Source organism: Streptomyces sp. NPDC001904, assembly GCF_040297005.1.
Taxonomy (GTDB): Bacteria; Actinomycetota; Actinomycetes; order Streptomycetales; family Streptomycetaceae; genus Streptomyces.
Map to the genome: position 1 here is coordinate 187,209 of NZ_JBEOYI010000009.1, position 20,634 is coordinate 207,842.

Annotated in this window: 16 protein-coding genes; 4 read left to right on the plus strand and 12 right to left on the minus strand. The window is 71.2% G+C overall.

From position 1 onward, the window contains the following. Nucleotides 1–273: 273 nt before the first annotated feature. The 4 genes from ABT127_RS17555 to ABT127_RS17570 form a co-directional block, all read right to left on the minus strand. Entirely contained in the window at nt 274–1,689 is a 1,416-nt protein-coding gene (locus ABT127_RS17555; protein WP_351450317.1) for a sugar porter family MFS transporter, read from the minus strand. Nucleotides 1,690–1,922: 233 nt separating this feature from the next. After that, complete coding sequence (smc, locus tag ABT127_RS17560; protein ID WP_351450320.1) at nt 1,923–5,513, minus strand: chromosome segregation protein SMC; 3,591 nt, start codon at nt 5,511–5,513, stop codon at nt 1,923–1,925. Nucleotides 5,514–5,747: 234 nt separating this feature from the next. Then, nucleotides 5,748–5,948, minus strand: a complete 201-nt coding sequence (locus ABT127_RS17565; protein WP_111668230.1) for a hypothetical protein — start codon at nt 5,946–5,948, stop codon at nt 5,748–5,750. Nucleotides 5,949–6,340: 392 nt separating this feature from the next. Beyond that, entirely contained in the window at nt 6,341–6,622 is a 282-nt protein-coding gene (locus ABT127_RS17570) for an acylphosphatase (RefSeq protein ID WP_351450323.1), read from the minus strand. Nucleotides 6,623–6,758: 136 nt separating this feature from the next. Between ABT127_RS17570 and ABT127_RS17575 the strand changes: the two genes are divergently transcribed. Beyond that, on the plus strand, nt 6,759–7,886 hold the full coding sequence (locus ABT127_RS17575) for a CAP domain-containing protein (protein WP_351450325.1): 1,128 nt from the start codon (nt 6,759–6,761) through the stop codon (nt 7,884–7,886). 87 nt (nt 7,887–7,973) lie between these two features. Further along, complete coding sequence (locus ABT127_RS17580; RefSeq protein ID WP_351450327.1) at nt 7,974–8,378, plus strand: winged helix-turn-helix transcriptional regulator; 405 nt, start codon at nt 7,974–7,976, stop codon at nt 8,376–8,378. On the opposite strand, the gene mutM is transcribed toward ABT127_RS17580, so the two are convergent. From mutM to recG, 8 genes are all read right to left on the minus strand, one after another. After that, a complete protein-coding gene (gene mutM, locus ABT127_RS17585; RefSeq protein ID WP_351450330.1) occupies nt 8,351–9,211 on the minus strand; it encodes a bifunctional DNA-formamidopyrimidine glycosylase/DNA-(apurinic or apyrimidinic site) lyase in 861 nt (286 codons plus the stop codon). The genes ABT127_RS17580 and mutM overlap by 28 nt on opposite strands. A 145-nt stretch (nt 9,212–9,356) precedes the next feature. Continuing rightward, nucleotides 9,357–10,163, minus strand: a complete 807-nt coding sequence (gene rnc / locus ABT127_RS17590; RefSeq protein WP_351450333.1) for a ribonuclease III — start codon at nt 10,161–10,163, stop codon at nt 9,357–9,359. 7 nt (nt 10,164–10,170) lie between these two features. Beyond that, on the minus strand, nt 10,171–10,344 hold the full coding sequence (gene rpmF, locus ABT127_RS17595) for a 50S ribosomal protein L32 (protein ID WP_030361955.1): 174 nt from the start codon (nt 10,342–10,344) through the stop codon (nt 10,171–10,173). Nucleotides 10,345–10,346: 2 nt separating this feature from the next. Further along, nucleotides 10,347–11,045 (minus strand): YceD family protein, encoded by a 699-nt coding sequence (locus ABT127_RS17600; protein ID WP_502971726.1) that lies wholly within the window; start codon nt 11,043–11,045, stop codon nt 10,347–10,349. Nucleotides 11,046–11,159: 114 nt separating this feature from the next. Then, nucleotides 11,160–12,257: a F0F1 ATP synthase subunit B gene (locus tag ABT127_RS17605; protein ID WP_351450580.1), complete on the minus strand. Its 1,098-nt coding sequence runs from the start codon at nt 12,255–12,257 to the stop codon at nt 11,160–11,162. Nucleotides 12,258–12,348: 91 nt separating this feature from the next. Beyond that, nucleotides 12,349–12,828: a pantetheine-phosphate adenylyltransferase gene (gene coaD, locus ABT127_RS17610; protein WP_181512748.1), complete on the minus strand. Its 480-nt coding sequence runs from the start codon at nt 12,826–12,828 to the stop codon at nt 12,349–12,351. A gap of 26 nt (nt 12,829–12,854) precedes the next feature. Continuing rightward, nucleotides 12,855–13,451: a 16S rRNA (guanine(966)-N(2))-methyltransferase RsmD gene (gene rsmD / locus ABT127_RS17615; protein ID WP_351450338.1), complete on the minus strand. Its 597-nt coding sequence runs from the start codon at nt 13,449–13,451 to the stop codon at nt 12,855–12,857. A 153-nt stretch (nt 13,452–13,604) separates the two neighbouring features. Beyond that, entirely contained in the window at nt 13,605–15,827 is a 2,223-nt protein-coding gene (gene recG / locus ABT127_RS17620; RefSeq protein WP_351450341.1) for an ATP-dependent DNA helicase RecG, read from the minus strand. Nucleotides 15,828–16,011: 184 nt separating this feature from the next. Between recG and ABT127_RS17625 the strand changes: the two genes are divergently transcribed. Both ABT127_RS17625 and ABT127_RS17630 read left to right on the plus strand, forming a co-directional pair. Continuing rightward, on the plus strand, nt 16,012–17,850 hold the full coding sequence (locus tag ABT127_RS17625; protein ID WP_351450344.1) for an HSP90 family protein: 1,839 nt from the start codon (nt 16,012–16,014) through the stop codon (nt 17,848–17,850). Then, entirely contained in the window at nt 17,847–20,633 is a 2,787-nt protein-coding gene (locus ABT127_RS17630; protein ID WP_351450347.1) for a tetratricopeptide repeat protein, read from the plus strand. Before ABT127_RS17625 ends, ABT127_RS17630 begins: the two co-directional genes overlap by 4 nt. The last annotated feature ends 1 nt before the right edge of the window (nt 20,634 follow it).

Consider the following 20,634-nt stretch of genomic DNA (forward strand, 5'->3'; position numbering starts at 1 on the left):
GTGCGCTGCGGGTACGAGCCTGCCCGTGGCGGTCTTCGTCCGTGATCCGGACGGCGGGATGCGTACCGGTCCGGAGGCTGCGAGTCCCGCCCGGGCCTCCGCGGAGTCCTGCCCGGCGGAAGAGCGGCAGCACATCATCGAGGAAAGCTGCCGCACGGCGCCGGCCCCCGGAACGACGGCGCCGCCTCCGGGAGACCGGAGGCGGCGGAGTCGGCGAGGAGACGGCGGCGGGGGATGAGAGCCGTCTCCCCGGGTCGCACGGGGAGCGGGCGGTCAGCCCATCTCCTCCAGAGCCTTGCCCTTGGTCTCCTTGACGAACTTGAGGACGAAGGGGATGGAGAGCGCGGCGAACACCGTGTAGATGATGTACGTCGCGGAGAGGTTCCAGTCGGCCAGCGACGGGAAGCTTGCGGTGATCGCCCAGTTGGCGATCCACTGCGCGGAGGCGGCCACACCGAGCGCGGCGGCGCGGATCCGGTTCGGGAACATCTCGCCGAGGAAGACCCAGACGACCACACCCCACGACAGGGCGAAGAAGAGGACGAACACGTGGGCGGCGACCAGGGCCACCCAGCCCTGCGTGGCGGGCAGCTTGCCGTCCACCAGGTCGTAGGAGAACGCCCACGCCTCGAGGCCGAGACCGATGACCATGCCGACCGAACCGATCAGGGCCAGCGGTTTGCGGCCGATCCGGTCCACGAAGATCATCGCGATGACCGTACCGACGATGTTGATGATCGACGTCGTGAAGGAGTAGAAGAACGAGTCCGACGGGTCGATGCCGACCGACTGCCACAGCGTCGAGGAGTAGTAGAACGCGACGTTGATGCCGACGAACTGCTGGAAGACGGAGAGGCCGATACCGATCCAGACGATCGGCTTGAAGAAGAAGCTGCCGCCGAGCAGGTCCTTGAAGCTCGACTTGTGCTCGCTGCGCATGGCGTTCTCGATCTCGCTCACGCGCGCGTCCAGGTCGATCTTGTCACCCTCGACCTCTTCCAGGACCTTCTTGGCCCGGTCGGTCTTGCCCACCGAGATCAGGAAGCGCGGCGACTCGGGGATCGCGAACGACAGCAGCCCGTAGAGCACGGCCGGGATCACCATGACGCCGAGCATGACCTGCCAGGCCTCCAGGCCCATGAGCTTGCCGCGTTGGTCACCGCCCGCCGCGTTCAGCAGACCCCAGTTGACGAGCTGCGAGATCGCGATGCCGATGACGATCGCCGCCTGCTGGAACGAGCCCAGCCGACCGCGGTAGGCGGGCGGCGCGACCTCGGCGATGTAGGCCGGGCCGATGACCGACGCCATGCCGATGGCGAAGCCGCCGATGATCCGCCAGAACGCCAGGTCCCACAGCGCGAACGGCAGCGCCGAACCGACGGCGCTGATGGTGAACAGGACCGCCGCGATCTGCATGCAGCGGATGCGCCCGATCCGGTCGGCGATCCGGCCCGCGGTGGCGGCGCCGATGGCACAGCCGATCAGGGCGATGGCGATCACCTGTGCGAGCCCGGCCGAGCCGATGTCGTACCGGTCGCGGATGGCCTCGACGGCGCCGTTGATCACGGAACTGTCGTAGCCGAACAGGAAACCGCCCATCGCGGCCGCTGCCGCGATGAAGATGACATGGCCCAGATGCTCGGGTTGAGCGTCCCGGGCCCCGGACGTGGGTGCCGCTGTGTCGGTCACGTGTACTCCTCGGGCCACCGGCCTCACTGCCGGGGGTGGGGGCGAGCCCTTCCAGTGGCGCACACCATGACGCGGCCCACCACCTGAAGGTAAAAGCAACGTTGCAGAGACTATGTGTTCAAGTTTCGAAGTCAATACCTGGGGTCCTGTGAATTTCTGCGCACGCTGAGGACCGATTGCGTTCAAGTCTTGAACGTCCGTGAAGACTCTGAGAGCCACCGCCGGCCGGGGGTCTACCGCAGCCGCTGGCTGATCACCTTCGACACCCCGTCGCCCTGCATGGAGACGCCGTACAGCGCGTCGGCGACCTCCATCGTGCGCTTCTGGTGCGTGATCACGATGAGCTGCGAAGCCTCCTGCAACTCCTGCATGATGCGGATCAGACGCTGCAGATTGGTGTCGTCGAGAGCGGCCTCGACCTCGTCCATCACGTAGAACGGGCTGGGCCGCGCCTTGAAGATGGAGACCAGCATCGCCACGGCGGTCAGCGAACGCTCACCGCCGGAGAGCAGGCTCAGCCGCTTGACCTTCTTGCCCGGCGGGCGGGCCTCGACGTCCACGCCCGTGGTGAGCATGTTGTCGGGGTCGGTCAGGATCAGCCGTCCCTCACCGCCCGGGAACAGCCGGCTGAAGACGCCCTCGAACTCCCGGGCCGTGTCCCGGTACGCCTCGGTGAAGACCTGCTCGACGCGCTCGTCCACCTCCTTCACCACTTGAAGGAGGTCGGTACGGGTCTTCTTCAGGTCCTCCAGCTGCTCACTGAGGAACTTGTGACGCTCTTCGAGCGCCGCGAACTCCTCCAGCGCAAGGGGGTTGACCTTGCCCAGCTGCTGATAGGCGCGCTCGGCGGACTTGAGCCGTTTCTCCTGCTCCGAACGGACGAACGGCCGCGGCTTGTTGCGCGGATGCTCCGGGTCCTCCGGCAGTTCCTCGCCCTCGGCGGGGAGCGAGGGCGGCACGAGCTTGTCGGGACCGTAGTCCGCGACGAGTCCGGCCGGTTCGACACCCAGTTCCTCCAGCGCCTTGGTCTCCAGCTGCTCGATCCGCAGCCGCTTCTCCGCTCCTAGTACCTCGCCGCGGTGAACTGAATCCGTGAGTTTGTCGAGTTCCGCCTTGAGATCCCGGCCGCGCCCCCGCTCGGCGACGAGCTCCTGCTCCCGTACGGCCTTGGCCCGCTCGGCGAGCGTGCGCTCCGCGTCGGCCCGGGCGATGGAGACCTCGACGTGCGCCAGCAGCTGCCGGGCGCCGGAGGCGACGGCCTCGGCGACCACGGCCTCGTGCCGCAGCCGGGCCCGCTGCCGCTCGGAACGCGCGCGTGCCTCACGTTCGGCGCGGGCGGCCCGGTCGAGGGAGTCGGCGCGCCCGGCGAGCCCCTTGACCCGCTCCTCGTGCGTCCGCACCTGGAGGCGGGCCTCCATCTCCGTCTGCCGGGCATTGGCCCCGTCGGCGGAGAGCCGGTCGCGGACGGACGTGTCCGGCTCCTCGTCCCCGTCGCCGTAGGCGGACTGCTCCTCGGCCACGGCGAGCCGCTCGGCCAGCTCCTCCGCGTCCATGGCGGCCTTCTCCAGCGCGTCCTGCGCCTTGGCCGCCGCGGCCGCACTGCGCTCGGCCTCGCCCGCGGCACCCCGCGCTTGTCCGGCGAGCCGCCCGAGCTGCTGCGCCCGGCCGGAGCGCTCCCGCTCCGTGGCCCGCTGCCGCTGCCCCAGCTCCTCGACGAGCGCGGCGCACCCCCTGCGCCGCTCCCCCGCCGCGTGCTGGACCTCGGCCAGTTCCTCGCACCGGGCGGCCAGCTGCTCCAGCTCGGCGGCGGCCTCGTCGACGGACGCCTGGACCTCAAGGAGGCTGGGCGCTCCGGCGGACCCGCCGTGCGCGAAGTGCGCGCCGAGCAGATCGCCCTCGGCGGTCACCGCGGTCAGCTCGGGCCGGGCGTAGACCAGGTCCTCGGCGTCCTCCAGGGTCCCGACGACGACGATGCCACGCAGCAGCCGGCGCACCGCGGGCAGCAACTCGGCAGGGCCACGGACGAGTTCGGCGGCGGACGGCGGGCCGTCCGGCCCGCCCTCCTGCCCGGGGGCCCTCCCGTCCTCCTGCTCACCGGAGGAGGCGTCCCCCGCGAGCAGCAGGGCGGCGCGTCCCGCGTCCTGCTTGCGCAGGAGGCGAATCGCTTCGGCAGCGGCGGTCGGCGAGGTCACGGCGACGGCGTCGGCCGCGGCCCCGAAGGCCGCCGCCACGGGTACCTCGAAGCCGGGTGTCACGGAGAGCAGTTCGGCGGCGGGTCCGAGCAGCCCGCTCAGCCGTTCCTTCGCCCCGAGCAGCGCCCCCGTCCCGTCCTTCCTGCGCAGCCCGAGCGCCAGTGCCTCGCGGCGGGCGGCGACGGCGGCCCGCTTGCGCTCGGCGGAGGTGGCGGCCTCCCGGGCCGCGGACAGCGCGGACTCGGCGTCGGCGAGCCCGGTCTTCGCCTCCTCCAGACGCGCCCCCAGCTCTTCGTCGCCCGCGTCGAGCCCGTCGACCTCGGCCTTGAGCTGCTCGTACTCCTCCTGCGCCGCGACGGACCGCTGCTCGGCCTCGTCGCGCGCGGCGGCGAGCCGGTCGATCTCGGCCTGGGCGGAGGCGGCCCGTGAGCGCGCCGCGTTGACCTGCCCCTGCAAGCGGGCCAGGCCCTCGCGGCGGTCGGCGATGGCGCGGGCGACGTCCTTGAGCCGGCGCTCCTCGACCGCCAGGTCGCGCTCCAGGTCGGCCCGGTGGGAGACCGTCTCGTCGAGGGCGGTCTGCGCCGCTTCCAGCGCGGCTTCCAGCTCGGCCTCCTGCTCCCGCACCCGGGCGGCCTCGCGCTCCAGGTCCTCGGGGTCGCGGCCGCGCCGCTCCTCGGCGGGTGCGGACCGCGCGCTCTTCACCCGCGCGTCGGCCAGCGAGACGGTTCCGCGCACCCGCTCGGCCAGCTGCGACAGCTCCACCCAGGTCTCCTGCGCGCGCTGCAGCCGCGGGGTCAGCTGCCGGACCTCGTCCTCCAGGTGCCCCTCGCGCAGCAGGGCCTTCTTCAGCTCGTCCTCCGCGGCCCCCTTGCGCCGCATCAGCTCGGCCTCGTCGGCTACCTCGGCGCTGAGCGCCTCCCGCAGCCGTACGAGATCGTCGGCGAGCAGCCGCAGCCGCGCGTCGCGCAGATCGGCCTGGATGACAGCGGCCCGCCGGGCGACGGCCGCCTGCCGGCCGAGCGGTTTGAGCTGCCGCCGCAGTTCGTCGGTGAGGTCCTGGACGCGGGAGAGGTTGGCCTGCATCGCGTCCAGCTTCCGCAGCGCCTTCTCCTTGCGCTTGCGGTGCTTGAGGACGCCGGCGGCCTCCTCGATGAAGGCGCGGCGGCCCATGGGGTCGGCGTGCAGCACGGAGTCGAGCTGTCCCTGCCCGACGATGACGTGCATCTCGCGGCCGATGCCGGAGTCGGACAGCAGGTCCTGGATGTCGAGGAGGCGGCAGGTGTCACCGTTGATCTGGTACTCGCTGCCGCCGTTGCGGAACATGATCCGCGTGATGGTGACCTCGGCGTACTCGATGGGCAGTGCCCCGTCGGAGTTGTCGATGGTCAGCGACACCTCGGCGCGGCCGAGCGGCGGCCTGCCGGTGGTGCCGGCGAAGATGACGTCCTCCATCTTGCCGCCGCGCAGTGACTTGGCACCCTGCTCGCCCATGACCCAGCTCAGGGCGTCCACGACATTGGACTTGCCCGAGCCGTTGGGCCCCACGACACAGGTGATGCCCGGCTCGAACCGCAGCGTGGTGGCCGAGGCGAACGATTTGAACCCGCGCAGGGTCAGAGCCTTGAGGTGCACGCCGTCGGACTTTACCGGGCACCCCTGTCTCACTCCATGAACCCACGGTTTCACGGATGAAAGTGCAGGGCACATCAGACGTTAAGAAAGCGCTTCGGTGCGCGGGGGTTCACAGACCGGAGCAGGCCCGGGAGGAAGAAAGAAGGGACGCCGAAGCGTCCCTTGCATATCTGTTGCGTTGCTCTGTCAAGCGGTGGTTACGAGCAGCCGGACCGCGTGCGCCGTTGAATGCGGTCAGGTGAGCGCGGGCTCCGCCTGGGGTACGTCGACCTCGATGAGAGCGTCGTGAGAAGCGGCAGCCGCGAGCGCGTCGTTCTCCGCCTGGATCCGACCGAGCTCGGATTCCAGGTCCTGGACACGCTGCTGGAGCCGTCGCATCTCGGCGAGAAGTCGCGGGTCGCTGCCGCCGACGTAACCGAGAAGCGCCTTTGCCATGATGAGTGGTCCTCCACACTGAGTGACCGACCGTAGCGATGGTGGGTCGTGAGGGTCGAGAGGGAAAACGCACCCGCGGTGCTTGGCACTTCTTGTCTTGCTGGCTGTTCTCACATGCCAAACAGCTAAGGTGCGCGGGGATTCCAGAGTCTCACCAAAAAGTTTGACGGTCAACACGATCACACCCCGTATTGGCGGGCATCCCGGGGGCTCTGCGCCGTGGATCGTGCGGCGCGGCCGGACCGTCGGGGCCCTGGGGGCGTGGAGATCATCCGTTCTTCCGGAGCCTGCCACGACTCCCCCGCGTTGGCAACCACCAGGGCGTTTCTGCCCGGAGCAGTTGCCCACGGCACCTCCGCGGCGCCCGTCTTCCGGCTGCCTGCGGGGACGGTTCAGCGAATGGCAAATCCGTCGTAGCCGCCGCGGGGTGTGTCCCAGATCTCGGTGACACCGTCGACGCGGCCGGGTGTGTCGTCGCCGTCGAGCCAGTCGAGCAGTTGCTGACATTCCGTGCGCGGTCCTTCGGCGACCACTTGCACACGACCGTCGTCCAAATTGAGAGCAAAACCACTCAGACCGCCGATCTCCAGAGCCCGCGCCCGCGTGAACCAGCGGAAACCCACACGTTGGACGCGTCCTCGCACCCACGCGACCAGGCGCACATCTTCATTCATGGCTGCACGCTAACCGGGCAATTGCTCTCTGAGCACTTCCTCCCCTTGCGTTCTGGGGTACCGTCGCGGACCGATGAGTCTCACCCGTACGGGTGAGCTACATCGACGACCGCGAGGATCGAGGAAGGCCACAATCATGGGACGCCACCGACGCTCCGACGCCGGCCGCGCCGCCACGGGCCGCGCCGCGGGCACTCCGGAGGAGCAGCACTCCGAGGGCTGGTACACCGAAGCATACGGCGGGACGTACGGCGTTGATCACGCTGGGGCGCACGAGGAGCAGACCTTCTCGTACCCCTCACATCCCGGGCACTCCGCGTACGCCTCGGCGCCGTCCTCGTACGCCACGTCGCCCTACGCGCCGCAGGACGAGACCGTCACGGCCGCGTACGGCACCGTGTCCGCGGCCGGCGGGTCCGACGACCCGCCGCGCGGGCACGCCCACCGCCGCCGCAAGAAGCGCGACGGCGTCCCGCTGCGCACCGGCCTGCTCGGCGCCTCGGCGTGCGTGGCGATGGGTGCGGTCGCGGTGGCCTCGGGGCTGATCCCGGGCGCCGACACCTTCAAGCTCGGCGGCGACCACGGCGGCACCAAGGTGCAGTCCGCGGGCTCTCCCGGCGTCGAGGCGCAGGGCGGCACCGACGGCACGGTCGAGGACCGCGCCTCGGAGTCCGCCGCGAGCCGGGACGACCAGCGCTCGGCCTCCCCGTCCGCCGCTCCCTCGAAGTCCGCCGAGTCGGCCGAGCCGTCCGCGAAGCCGTCGAAGGCCCCGGCCGAGACCAAGACCTCCGACACCGCCACGAAGCCGCGGAGCGCGAGCCCGTCGGCGCCGGCCCCGGCGAAGACCTCGGCCCCCGTCGCGAGGGCGGCCACGACCACCTCCGACGAGGCGGCGGCCGCGGCCCAAGTGCTCACGCTCGTCAACCAGGAGCGCGCCAAGGTCGGCTGCTCCCCGGTGACCGCGGACAGCAGCCTCGCCGCGCTGGCGAGCGACTTCAGCGAGGACATGGCCGCGCGGAACTTCTTCGACCACACGGACCCGGACGGCGCGACGCCGTGGGACCGTGCCAAGAAGGCCGGCATCACCAATCTGGGCGGCGAGAACATCGCCCGCGGACAGGCCAACGCCCAGTCCGTGATGGATGCCTGGATGAACAGCGAGGGCCACAAGGCCAACATCCTCAACTGCGACTTCAAGACCCTCGGCGTCGGAGTGCACTTCGGCTCCGGCGGCCCGTGGTGGACGCAGGACTTCGGGTACTAGGACAGCCCTTAGGGCATGGGGCCCACCCCACTTACTCCCGGTTAGCGCACCCCCCGGGAAGGCGCTAACCGGGAGTATGCTGCGCGTATGACCTCGACCGACAGCGCCACCGTCAGCGTCCCGGAGAGTGCCTACGACGTGTTCGCCAGGGCCTGCCCGTCGCGCGGCACGCTGGAGCACGTCACCGGCCGCTGGGGCGCCCTCACGCTCGGGGCGCTGCACGAGGGCTCGTTCCGGTTCAACGAGCTGCGCCGCCGGGTCGATGGCGTGAGCGAGAAGATGCTGTCCCAGACGCTGCAGGCGCTGGAGCGCGACGGTCTGGTGCACCGCGAGGCCCAGCCGACGAACCCGCCGCGCGTCGACTACGAACTCACCCCGCTGGGCCACGAGGTGGCCGGCAGGCTGCTGGCCCTCATCGAGTTCGTCGAGGGCCGCATGGACGACGTGCTGGTGGCGCGCGAGCGCTACGACGCGTCGCGCGGCGGCCGCTGACAGCGCGGGCAGAAGTAGCTGGACCGGTTCATCCACGGGCGGCGCCGCATCGGCGTGGCACACCGCCGGCAGGGCAGTCCCTCCCGGCCGTACGCGTCGAGGGACCGGTCGAAGTAGCCCGACTCCCCGTTCACGTTGACGTAGAGGGAGTCGAAGCTGGTCCCGCCGACCGAGAGCGCCGCGTTCATCACGTCCCGGATGTGGCCGAGGAGTTCGGTCGTGCGGGGGCGCGTGAAGGTGGCGGTGGGGCGCTCGTAGTGCAGCTTCGCGCGCCAGAGTGCCTCGTCCGCGTAGATGTTGCCGACTCCGCTGATGAGCGACTGGTCGAGCAGCGCGCGCTTGATGGTGGTGCGCTTGCGGCGCAGGGAGTCGTGGAACGCGGCGTCGTCGAAGAGCGGGTCGAGCGGGTCGCGGGCGATGTGCGCGATGACGTCGGGCAGCCCGTCGGGGGTGGTGTCGTGCAGGGACAGGCCGCCGAAGGTGCGCTGGTCGACGAAGCGCAGTTCGGTGCCGAGGTCGTCGTCGAACCGGACCCGGATCCGCAGGTGCTTCTCGTCCGGGGCGTCGTGCGGCTGCACCAGCAGTTGCCCGCTCATGCCGAGGTGTGCGAGCACGGACGTGCGGGTCGTCTCCAGCGGCAGCCAGAGGTACTTGCCGCGCCGGCTCGGCTCGCCGATCCGCTGCCCCTTGAGGCGGTGCGCGAAGTCGTCACCGCCCGCGATGTGCCGCCGCACGGCACGCGGGTGCAGCACCTCGGCGTCGGCCACGGTCCGCCGCGCCACCCACCGCGCGAGCCCCCGCCGCACCACTTCGACTTCGGGAAGTTCCGGCACAAATCCTCCATGGCGTACTGCGCCCCGAAGGGGCGCGGGGAACTGCGCGACCAGCCCCCACCGGCCCGCAGACGACAACGATAGAAAAAACGCCCGCCCCCACCGGCGGAAACCGGTGGGAACGGGCGCTCCAGGAAACGAAGAGCTACGCCCCGGGGGCGCTGTCGGCACCCGCCCCCTCGGACGCGGCGGCCTTGGCCCGCTCGTCCGCGGCGGCCCGGATGGCCCGCCAGGCGGACTCCGCTGCCTGCTGCTCCGCTTCCTTCTTGCTGCGGCCGGTGCCGGTGCCGTACGAGACGCCTCCGACGCGGGCGGCAGCAGTGAAGGTCTTCTCGTGATCCGGTCCGGTCTCGGAGACGAGGTACTCGGGAACGCCGAGCCCCTCGGTCGCCGTGAGTTCCTGGAGACTGGTCTTCCAGTCCAGGCCGGCACCCAGATTCGAGGACTTCTCGATCAGCGGGTCGAAGAGCCGGTGCACCAGCTCACCCGCCGCGTCCAGACCCTGGTCCAGATAGACGGCGCCGATCACCGCTTCAAGGGTGTCGGCAAGGATGGACGCCTTGTCCCGGCCGCCCGTGCCCTCTTCGCCCCGGCCGAGCCGGATGAAGGAACCCAGGTCGAGCCCACGGCTGACCTCCGCAAGCGCACGCGAATTGACCACCGCGGCCCGCAGCTTGGCCAGCTGGCCCTCGGGCAGGTCGGGGTGGGTTCGGTACAGGGTGTCCGTGACGACCAGGCCGAGCACGGAGTCCCCGAGGAACTCCAGCCGCTCATTGGTCGGCAGGCCACCGTTCTCGTACGCGTACGAGCGATGTGTCAGGGCACGCACCAGAAGGGCGGACTCGAGTTTGTACCCGAGCCGCCCTTCCAGAAGCGTGTGGGACGAGGCTGTGGTGTCCGCCTTTTTCTTGGCGTCATCCGCCGATTTATGGCTAGCCACTGTGCCTCTCACCAGCCGCTCAGACCTCGAGGACCTGGCGCTTGTTGTAGGTGCCGCAAGCGGGGCACGCGATGTGCTGCAGCTTGGGCTCCTGGCAACGCTCACACGAAACCAGGGTGGGGACCGCAGCCTTCCACTGCGACCGGCGGTGGCGCGTGTTGCTGCGCGACATCTTCCGCTTCGGAACAGCCACGGCTACTTCTCCTGCTTCTCGTCGACGCCCGCTTGTGCTTCGGCGCCGCTCATCTCGTCCTTCTCGCCGTCCTGGATGGTGCCAGCGAGTCCCTGCAATGCCGCCCAACGGATGTCGACGGCGTCGTGGTGGTGGCCCGGCTCGTCCGAAAGCCGCACTCCGCACTCGGAGCACAGACCCTCGCAGTCTTCCTGGCACACCGGCTGCATCGGCAGTGCGAGCACCACCGCATCACGCAGCACAGGCTCGAGGTCGAACAGGCCGTCCTCGAGAAAGAGCCTGTCCTCGTCGTCCTCGGCGTCGTCGCCCGGTTCCGCCTTTACGCGGCCCCGGTCGTCGGCGTCAGGGTACGAGAACATCTCCTGGAAGTCCGCGTCGACCTCGAGGCCGAGCGGCTCCAGACACCTTACGCACTCCCCCTCGGCCGATGCACGGGCGGTACCTGTGACAAGCACACCGTCCATGACCGACTCCAGGCGGAGCTCGATCTCCACCGGGGCGCCTTCCGGCACCGCGATGACTCCCTGGATACCGAGGTCCTTGGGAGCGTCGACCGTGCGGGACAGCCGCTGCATGGCACCAGGACGCCGGCCCAGCTCGTGTGTGTCGAACACGAGAGGGTTGCGGTGGTCGAGGTGGGTATTCAGGGCTGGTCCTGCTTTCGATCTTCGAGGTTCGTGAAGAAGCTCCGGAGAATCAATCCGGGCAGCTCGGAACGCACGTGTACGCGCGACCGAACAGCCAGGATACTGGACCATTCGCTCACGGCCCAATCCGGTCCCGGCCACCTTGGCACGACCGGGATCCGACCGGCTTCAGCGGCCCTGGTCGTACTGCCGCTCGTACTCCCGCACCTGATCCATGCTGATCATGCTGGTGTCGAAGAGGCTGGTCTCGTCGAGGGCGGCGGCCTGGGGCTGCTGGGCTTCCTGGTGGTAGCCGTACTGGTACTGGTCCTGCTGGGCCTGCGCCGCGTACGGGTCCTGCTGCTGGTACCCATACGGATCCTGCTGCTGGTACACGGCGTAGGGGTCCTGCTGGGCCTGCGCCGCGTACGGGTCCTGCTGCTGGTATCCGTACGGATCCTGCTGCACGTCCTGTGCGTACGCGGGCTGCTGTGCCGGGATCTGCGGAGTCTGCGGTGCCGGGGGTTCCTGCGCGGCGGGCTGGAGGTCCTGGCCGCCGATCTCCGCGAGGCCCGCGAGGTAGTCGGCGTCGCTGGTGTGTGCCTGCGCACCGCCCTCGCCGTCCGTGTGCAGCGCGCCCAGGTCGTCGCTGGCGATCCGGCCGTGCAGCTTCTGGCGGCCCTTGCCGACGGCCTCCAGGGTCTTGGCGAGCACCGCCTCGAAGGCGCCGAGCTTCACGTCCACGTAGGCGTCGGCGTCGCGGCGCAGCGTCTCGGGGTCGTGGCTGCGCTCGGGAGCGTCGTCCAGTTCGGGGTCCACGTAGCCCTGCTCGTCGGCCCCCGGGCCGGTGCCGAGCAGCTTCTCTCGGCCGCGGCCGACCGAGCCGAGGGTCTTGGTGAGGACGACCTCGAAGTTGGCCAGCTTGGAGTCGACGTAGTCGTCGGCCTCCGCGCGCACCTCCTCGGCCTCCTGCCGGGCCTCGCCGAGGATCCGGTCCGCCTCGTTCTGCGAGCGGCGGGCGATCTCGGTGTCCGAGATCAGGGTGCCGCGCTCGGCGTGCGCGGTCTCGATGATCCGGTCGGCCTCGGCGCGGGCCTGCTCGACCATCTGCTCGCGGCCGCCGATGAGCTCCTGGGCCTGCGCCAGGGAGCCGGGCAGCGCCTGGCGCACTTCTTCGAGCATCGAGAGAAGGTCGGCGCGGTTGACCACGCAGGAGGCCGACATGGGCATGGAGCGGGCGTTCCCGACCGCGGCGACGATCTCGTCGAGCTTCTTCTGCACGTCCACCGTGTGCTCGCCACTCTCTCGTCTGCTCACAGGAATGTGAGGGGTGTTGGAGACGGACGGGACGACTGTATGCCCAACTGGTGTGTGCGTGTCACTTCTTGGGGAGGCGCTCGGTCAGTGACGCGTGCACCACCGGCGGGACCAGGTGCGACACGTCGCCGCCCCAGGCCGCGACCTCCTTGACGAGCGAGGAGGACAGGAAGCTGTAGGTGGGGTTGGTGGGGACGAAGAGCGTCTCCACGCCGGAGAGGCCGATGTTCATCTGGGCCATCTGCAGCTCGTAGTCGAAGTCGCTGACGGCCCGCAGCCCCTTCACGATGGCGGGGATGTCGCGCTGCTTGCAGAAGTCGACGAGGAGGCCGTGGAACGCCTCCACCTCGACGTTGCCGAACTCGCCGGTGACCTCGCGGATCAGCTCGATGCGCTCGTCGACGGTGAAAAGTCCCTGCTTGGACTTGTTGATCATCACCGCGACATGCACCACGTCGTACAGCTTCGAGGCGCGGGCGATGATGTCGAGGTGGCCGTTGGTGATGGGGTCGAACGACCCGGGACAGACTGCGCGGCGCACGGGAAGTCCCTCGCTCTCCGGTCCGGTCATCGTGCGTCGTCGCACGTGAGGGTGGTGTTCAAGGCGGCGCGACCGTACCAAAACGTGCCCTCGCCGTATCGACGGGACCTCAGCCCCTCGAACCCGTCCGGCCACCGGAATTCGCCGCCTCTGGTGCTGCGTTCAACGGTGACGAGCGCTTCGTCCGCGAGCCACCCCTGAGTCCGGAGTGTGAGCAGGATCTCCCCAAGATCGTCGTCGGAGACGGCGTACGGCGGGTCGAGAAAGACCAGGTCGTAGGGTGTGGCCGGCGGCGGACCCGCGACGACTTGTTCCGCTTTTCCGGTACGTGCCTCGGCTCCCGGCAGGCCGAGCGCCCTGATGTTCTCGCGGACGGTGCGGGCGGCCCTGGCGTCGGCCTCGACGAGCAGCGCGTGCGCTGCGCCGCGGGAGAGCGCCTCCAGGCCGACGGCCCCGGAGCCCGCGTAGAGGTCGGCGATGCGGGTGCCGTCGAGGGTGCCCAGCAGGGCCTGCCAGGTGGAGAAGAGGCCCTCGCGCGCCCGGTCGGAGGTGGGGCGGGTGCCGTTCCCCGGCGGCACGGCCAGCCGGCGTCCGCCTGCGCGCCCGGCAATCACGCGGGTCATCTCGGTTCCCGGTCCTTGTCCGTCGTCGTGGTTCGTCGTCGTTCGTTGTCGTTCGTCCTGCTGGTCAGTGCGGGTCCAGTGTGTCAGGGCAGGGCCGGGCGCCGCTTCCCGGGCGGGCGCCGCGGGCTTGCCCGCCCGACGCGGGGTCGCGCTTCACCCCTTGTCCAGGTACCGCTCCCGCTCGGCGTCCAGCAGCGCGTCCAGCGCCGTGCGCAGCCCCGGCAGCCCCTCCAGCTCCGGATCGGCGGCGACCACCTTCGTCGCCTCCTCCCGCGCCTCGGCGATGACCTCCTCGTCCTCGATGACGGTGAGCATGCGCAGCGACGACCGCACTCCGGACTGGGCCTGTCCGAGCACATCGCCCTCCCGCCGCTGCTCCAGGTCGATCCGGGACAGCTCGAACCCGTCCAGCGTGGAGGCGACGGCGCCGAGCCGGGTGCGCGCGGGGCTCGCCTCGGGCATCTCGGTGACCAGCAGGCACAGCCCGGCCGCCGAGCCACGCCCGACGCGGCCGCGCAGCTGGTGGAGCTGGGAGACGCCGAAGCGATCGGCGTCCATGATCACCATCGCTGTGGCGTTCGGCACGTTCACCCCGACCTCGATGACGGTCGTGGCGACCAGGACGTCGGTCTCCCCCGCGGCGAACCGGCGCATCACCGCGTCCTTGTCGTCGGGGTGCATCCTTCCGTGCAGCACCTCGACCTTGAGGCCCTGGAGCGGGCCGTGCGCCAGCTCCTCGGCGATGTCGAGCACCGCGAGCGGCGGCCGCTTCTCCGCCTCGTCCTCGGCGGACTTCTTCTTGCCCTTCTTGGGCTTGTCGTCCTCGTCGTCGCCGATGCGCGGGCAGACGACGTACGCCTGATGCCCGTTGCCCACTTCCTCTCGCACGCGCTCCCACGCGCGGGCCAGGAAGTGCGGCTTGTCGGCGGCGGGGACGACATGGCTGGCGATGGGCGAGCGTCCGGCGGGCAGCTGGTCGAGGACCGAGGTCTCCAGGTCGCCGAAGACGGTCATGGCGACCGTGCGCGGGATCGGTGTCGCCGTCATGACGAGCAGGTGCGGGGGCTGCTTGCCCTTGGAGCGCAGGGCGTCGCGCTGCTCGACGCCGAACCGGTGCTGCTCGTCCACCACGACCAGGCCCAGGTCGAGGAACTGCACCTTGTCCTCGATCAGCGCGTGCGTGCCGATGACGATGCCTGCCTCGCCCGTGACGAGGTCGAGCAGCGCCTGCTTGCGTGCGGCGGTGCCCATGGAGCCGGTGAGCAGCACCACCTTGGTGGAGTGCTCGGACCCGCCGAGCATGCCGCCCTCGGCCAGCTCGCCCATCATCTCGGTGATCGAGCGGTGGTGCTGCTGGGCGAGGACCTCGGTGGGCGCCAGCATGGCGGCCTGGCCACCCGCGTCGACGACGGCGAGCATGGCGCGCAGGGCGACCATCGTCTTGCCGGAGCCGACCTCGCCCTGGAGCAGCCGGTGCATCGGGTGCTCGGTGGCCAGGTCGTCGAAGATCTCCTTGGAGACCTTCTGCTGGCCGTCGGTGAGCGTGAACGGCAGCTTGGCGTCGAAGGCCGTCAGCAGTCCGTCCGGCTTCGGCTCGCGGGCGACGGCGGTCAGCTGGGTGTCCGCGAACCGGCGTCTGGCGAGGGCGACCTGGAGGACGAACGCCTCGTCCCACTTGAGGCGGGCGCGGGCGTCGGCGATGTCCGCCTTCGTGTGCGGCCGGTGGATCTTGAGCAGCGCCTCGGGGAGCGGCACCAGGCCGCGGCCCTCGCGCAGCGACTCCGGGAGCGGGTCGATCGCCTCCGGCGCGCGGGGCAGCACCAGGTCGACGGCCTTGGCGATCTTCCAGGACTCCAGCTTGGCGGTGGCCGGGTAGATCGGGAGCAGAGCGCCGGCCCAGGAGCCGACGGCCTCGGCGACCTCGGCGGAATCCGCTGTTCCGTCAGCGGTGTCGGCGCGCAGCAACTGGTACGCGGGGTGCGCCAGTTGCATCTTGCGGTTGAACACCGAGACCTTGCCGGCGAACATCGCGCGCGTGCCCGGCAGCAGTTCCTTGTGCGGCTTGTGGATGCCCTTGCCGAAGAAGACGAGCTGGATCTGGCCGCTGCCGTCGGTGATGGTGACCTCGAGGCGCTGTCCGCTGCCGCCGTTGAACCGCAGGACGCGGGCGGTCGCGACCTGGGCGACGACGGTGACGTGCTCGTCCAGCGGCAGCTCCGCGAGACGCGTCAGCTCGCCGCGCTCGGCGTATCTGCGCGGGTAGTGATGGAGCAGATCACCGACGGTGTGCAGGTCCAGGTGCTCGGCCATCACCTTCGCGGTGGCGGGGCCGAGCACCTTCTTCAGCGGTTCTTCGAGCACAGGCACGAGATCCATTGCACACCACGTCACTGACAATCCTCGGCAGGTCCCCGGGACCCGCGACCCGGGATCCCTGAAAACCGCTGGTCGGAAGGGGCCTCCCGGCCCTAGGATGACCGCCTTCCGCCCCTTTCGCGGTCACCTCACGCAGGGCCGCCCGACCCGCGCCGTCGCCTGTCCCCCCACCGGCGCAGCGACGATGGATTCCCAGACTTCTCACGATGCCCAGCGCGCCCAGGCGCCGCACACGTTCCAGGTCGACCTGCGCGGTCTCGTCGATCTGCTCTCCCACCACCTGTACTCCAGTCCGAAGGTCTACCTGCGCGAGCTGCTGCAGAACGCGGTGGACGCCATCACCGCCCGCCGCGCCGAACAGCCCGACGCCCCGGCCACCGTGCGGCTGTTCGCCGAGGGCGGCGCGCTGCGGGTCGAGGACTCCGGCATCGGTCTGACCGAGTCGGACGTGCACAGCCTGCTCGCGACGATCGGCCGCAGCTCCAAGCGCGGCGACGGCCTGGAGTCGGCCCGCGCCGACTTCCTGGGCCAGTTCGGCATCGGGCTGCTCGCGTGCTTCGTGGTCGCCGAGCGGATCAGGGTGGTCAGCCGCAGTGCGCGTACGCCGGACGCGCCGCCCGTCGAGTGGACGGCCCGCGACGACGGCTCGTACACGGTCCGTACGCTCCCGGACGCGGCCCGCGCAGAGCCGGGTACGACCGTGCTCCTGGAGGCTCGCGCGGGTGCGGGCGACTGGCTGTCCGAGGAGCGGGTGCTGTCGCTCGCGCGGGACTTCGGTTCGCTGCTGCCGTACGACGTGCGGGTGGGCGAGGAGCCGGTGACGGATCTTCCGGCCGTCTGGAACCGCGCGTATCCGACGCCCGCCGGCCGTCGGGTGGCGCTGGCCCGCCACTGCCACGACCTGTTCGGCTTCACGCCGCTGGACTCCATCGACCTGGACGTGCCGCTCGCGGGCGTCCGGGGTGTCGCGCACGTCCTGCCGCAGGCGGTAAGCCCGGCCCAGCGCGCGGGCCACCGGGTGCACCTGAAGGGCATGCTGCTGACGGAGCGGGCCGAGCAGCTGCTGCCCGACTGGGCGTTCTTCGTACGCTGTGTGATCGACACCGACAGCCTGCGGCCCACCGCCTCGCGCGAGTCCCTGTACGAGGACGAGACCCTGGCCGCCGTCCGGGAGGCCCTGGGCGAGCGCATCCGGGAGTGGCTGACGACACTCGCGGCGGGCGATCCGGAACGGCTCGCCGCGTTCTTGTCGGTGCACCACCTCGGCGTGAAGTCCCTTGCGCGGCACGACAAGGAGATGCTGCGCACGATGCTTCCCTGGCTGCCGTTCGAGACGACGGACGGGCGGCTCTCCCTGGAGGAGTTCGCGCAGCGCCATCCCGTCGTGCACTTCACGCGGACCGTCGAGGAGTTCCGGCAGGTCGCGCCGATCGCGTCGGCGCAGGGCATCGGTGTCGTCAACGGCGGCTACACGTACGACGCCGATCTCGTCGAGGCGCTGCCCTCGGTCCGCCCGGGCACGCCGGTGGCGGAGCTGGACGCGGACACCGTGACCGCGCACCTGGACTCGATCGACCCGGCCGAGGAGCTGGCCCTCGCGGCGTTCCTCGCGGCGGCCCGGACCCGGCTCGACCCGCTGGGCTGCGACGTCGTCCTGCGGGCCTTCCATCCGCTGACGGTGCCCGCCCTGCACCTGGACGACCGGGCGGCCCGCCACGAGCAGGCACGGGCGGACGCCGAGGCGCAGGCCGACGATCTGTGGGCGGGCATCCTGGGCTCGCTGCGCGGCAGCGCCCCACGCGCGCGTCTCGTGCTCAACCACCTCAACCCACTGATCCGCAGGGTGAGTTCCCTGGCCGACGCGGAGCTGATCGGAACGGCCGCCGAAGCCCTCTACGGGCAGGCCCTGCTGATGGCTCAGCGCCCGCTGCGCCCCGCCGACTCGGCGCTCCTCAACCGCTCGTTCATCGGCCTCCTGGAGTGGGCCACGCACCCCGGCACCGGAAAGGACGACACCCGATGAACGGGACCGACGAGATCATCGACCTGGACTCCCTGCGGCGCGCGATGGCGGAGAACGCCGCGCAGCCCGAGGGCCCGGCCCGCGGCGCCCGCGCGGAGCTGCTGCTCACCGGGGCGGAGAAGCTCGCCGAGCCCCTCGCGGTCATCGAGGCGCTCGGCCATCAGCTGCAGATGTACAACTACAGCTCCGAGAAGGACAAGATGTTCGTCCCCTTCGCGCGCCTGCTGCGCATGTGGGACGAGCACCCCGAGGAGTTCGACGCCTACGAGACGCACTCGCTGCACTGGGTCTTCAAGTGGATGTCGGGCGGCATGCTCAACCAGCCGCACATCCCGCTGGCCTCCATGGAGAAGTGGCTCGGCGAGATGGAGCACCGCTACCGGGTGGCCGGGCACTCCGAGCGGGCCGTGCGGATGAGCGAGTTCTACGTCGCCGACCACGTGGGCGACGAGGAGCGGGCCACGCGCGCGTACGAGGCATGGCTGGCCGCCGACCGCGACGAGATGGCGGACTGCCACGCCTGTGAGCTGAACGGCCAGGGCGCCCGCCAGTCGGACCTGCGCGACGACGAGCGGGCCCTGGAGCTGTGGCGGCCCGTCCTGGAGGGCGAGCACACGTGCGCCCACGAGCCGCACGCCACGCTGGCGGCCTCGCTGCTGCCCCTGCTGCGTCTGGGCCGCCCCGAGGAGGCCCGCGCCCACCATCTGCGCGGCTACCGCCTGGTCCGGCAGATGGAGTCCATGCGGGGCGCGTTCGCCTCGCACGTGGAGTTCTGTGCCCTGACCGGCAACGAGGCCCGTGCCATCGAACTGCTCACCGAACGCCCCGCGTACTTCACCGACAGCGGCAACCCGGACGGCCTGATGGACTTCCTGGCCGTGACGGCTCTGGTGATGGACCGGCTGGTCGAACTGGGCCTGGGCGAGCAGAGCGTTCCCGGGCCCTCGGGGCGGGCCTGGACCGCGGCCGAACTGGCGGTGCACGCGCGCGGGGAGGCACAGGCACTCGCGTCCCGGTTCGACGAGCGCAACGGCACCGACCGGGTGGGCCGCCGGGTGCGCGAGCGCATGGACCAGCGGCCGCTGCTCGACCGACTCCCGCTGGGCGTACGGGTCGTACGGCAGGCGCGCCCTGTGCCGGCGGTGGCCGCGCCCGCCGAGCAGCCCGCCGACGCCTCGGCGCTGGTCGCCGAGGCCCGCCGGCTCTCCGCCGAGCAGGGCGGCCCGGACGCCGGTCTCGCCTGGGAGCGGGCGGCGCGTGCCGCAGAGACGGAGGGACTGGAACTCACCGTCCACGACCGGGCCGAGGTGGCCGACTACGGCGCGATGGGCTCGTCCGACGGCGGTGTCGAGGAGTTCGCCCGCGCGGCCGAGCTGTACGAGGCGAGCGGTGATCCGGAGGAGGCGAGGGCGGCCCGCGCGCGGGGTGCGTACGCGCTGTCCCGCGCGGGCCGTACGGACGAGGCGCTGACCGCGGTCCGGGAACCGTACGAGCAGGTGCTCGCGGCCCTCCCCGGTCTGGACGCCACGACGGCCCGCCCGGCGGCGGCCGTCCTCGCGTGCCGGGCGCGCATCCTGCTCCAGGCACACTCCGAGAACGCAGAGAACGCCAAGGACGCTGAGGACGCCAAGGACGCTGAGAACGCCAAGGACGCTGAGGACGCCGAGATCGGTGCGGCGGAGGCATGCGTCCATCAGCTGCTGGCGCTCGTCGAGCCGTTCACGGACGTGCCGCGGCTCGCCTCGCAGGCCGCGGCGGCCCGGTCGATGCTCGGGGACATCGCACTGCACCGGGGTGACACGGAAGCCGCCACGGAGCTGTACGAGCGGGCGACCGCCGAACACGTGGCGACGGGACGGCCCTGGCTGGCCGTCGACGGCGAGGTGCGCCTCGCGGGGCTCGCCCGGGACCGGGAGGACGCCCCGGCGGCCGAGCGGGCGCTGCGGGCCGCTCTGGAGCACGGGGCCGGGTACCTGGAACCGGTGGGGGCGGCCCAGCTCCACCTCCAGCTGGCCGATGTCCTCGCGGCGACCGGGCAGTTCGCGTCCGCGTCCGACCACGCCCTGGAGGCCACGCACTGGGCCGACGAGGCCGGTGGGAGCGCGGGGCTCGGCGCCTGGGCCCGGTTCCAGCTGGGTGGTCATCTGCTGCGGGCGGAGCGCACGGCCGAGGCCGCGGAGGTCCTGGAGTCGGCGCTGCTCGACCTGTCCGCCGACGACCACGGCGACGGAACGATCGTGCAGGCCCACTGGTGGCTCGGCGACTGTGCCCGCGCGCTCGGCGAGCACGTGCAGGCCGCGCAGGCCTGGCTGAGAGCCGCGGAGATCGCCCAGCACTGGCCCGAGCAGCGGGACCACGCGATGCTCGCGAACCTGGCGGCGGACGCCCTGGACCGGGCGGGCCGTCCGGAGGAGGCGGACCGGGCCTATGTGCGCGCGGGCGACCTGTGGGCCTCCTTGGGGCAGGTGTCCGCCGTGGTGCGGTGCCTGCGCGCGCGTGCCTGGCTGGACTCCGCGTCCGCGGACGACGAGCGGGAGCTGATGGGCGCGGCGATCCGTGCCGGTGAGGACGCGCTGCCGTCGTCCGACGGGGACGTCCGGCTCTCCGTGCTCTCCGACCTGGGCCACACGCACCGGCAGTTCGCGGAACTGCTCGAGCGGCGCGGCGAGAGCGCGGACACCGCGGCGCACCTGGAGTCCGCCTCCGTGGCGTTCGGCGACGCCGGTGACGAGGAGCGCCGGGCCGAGGCGGAGGAGGCCCTGGTCGCGCTGCGGGCGCGCTGAG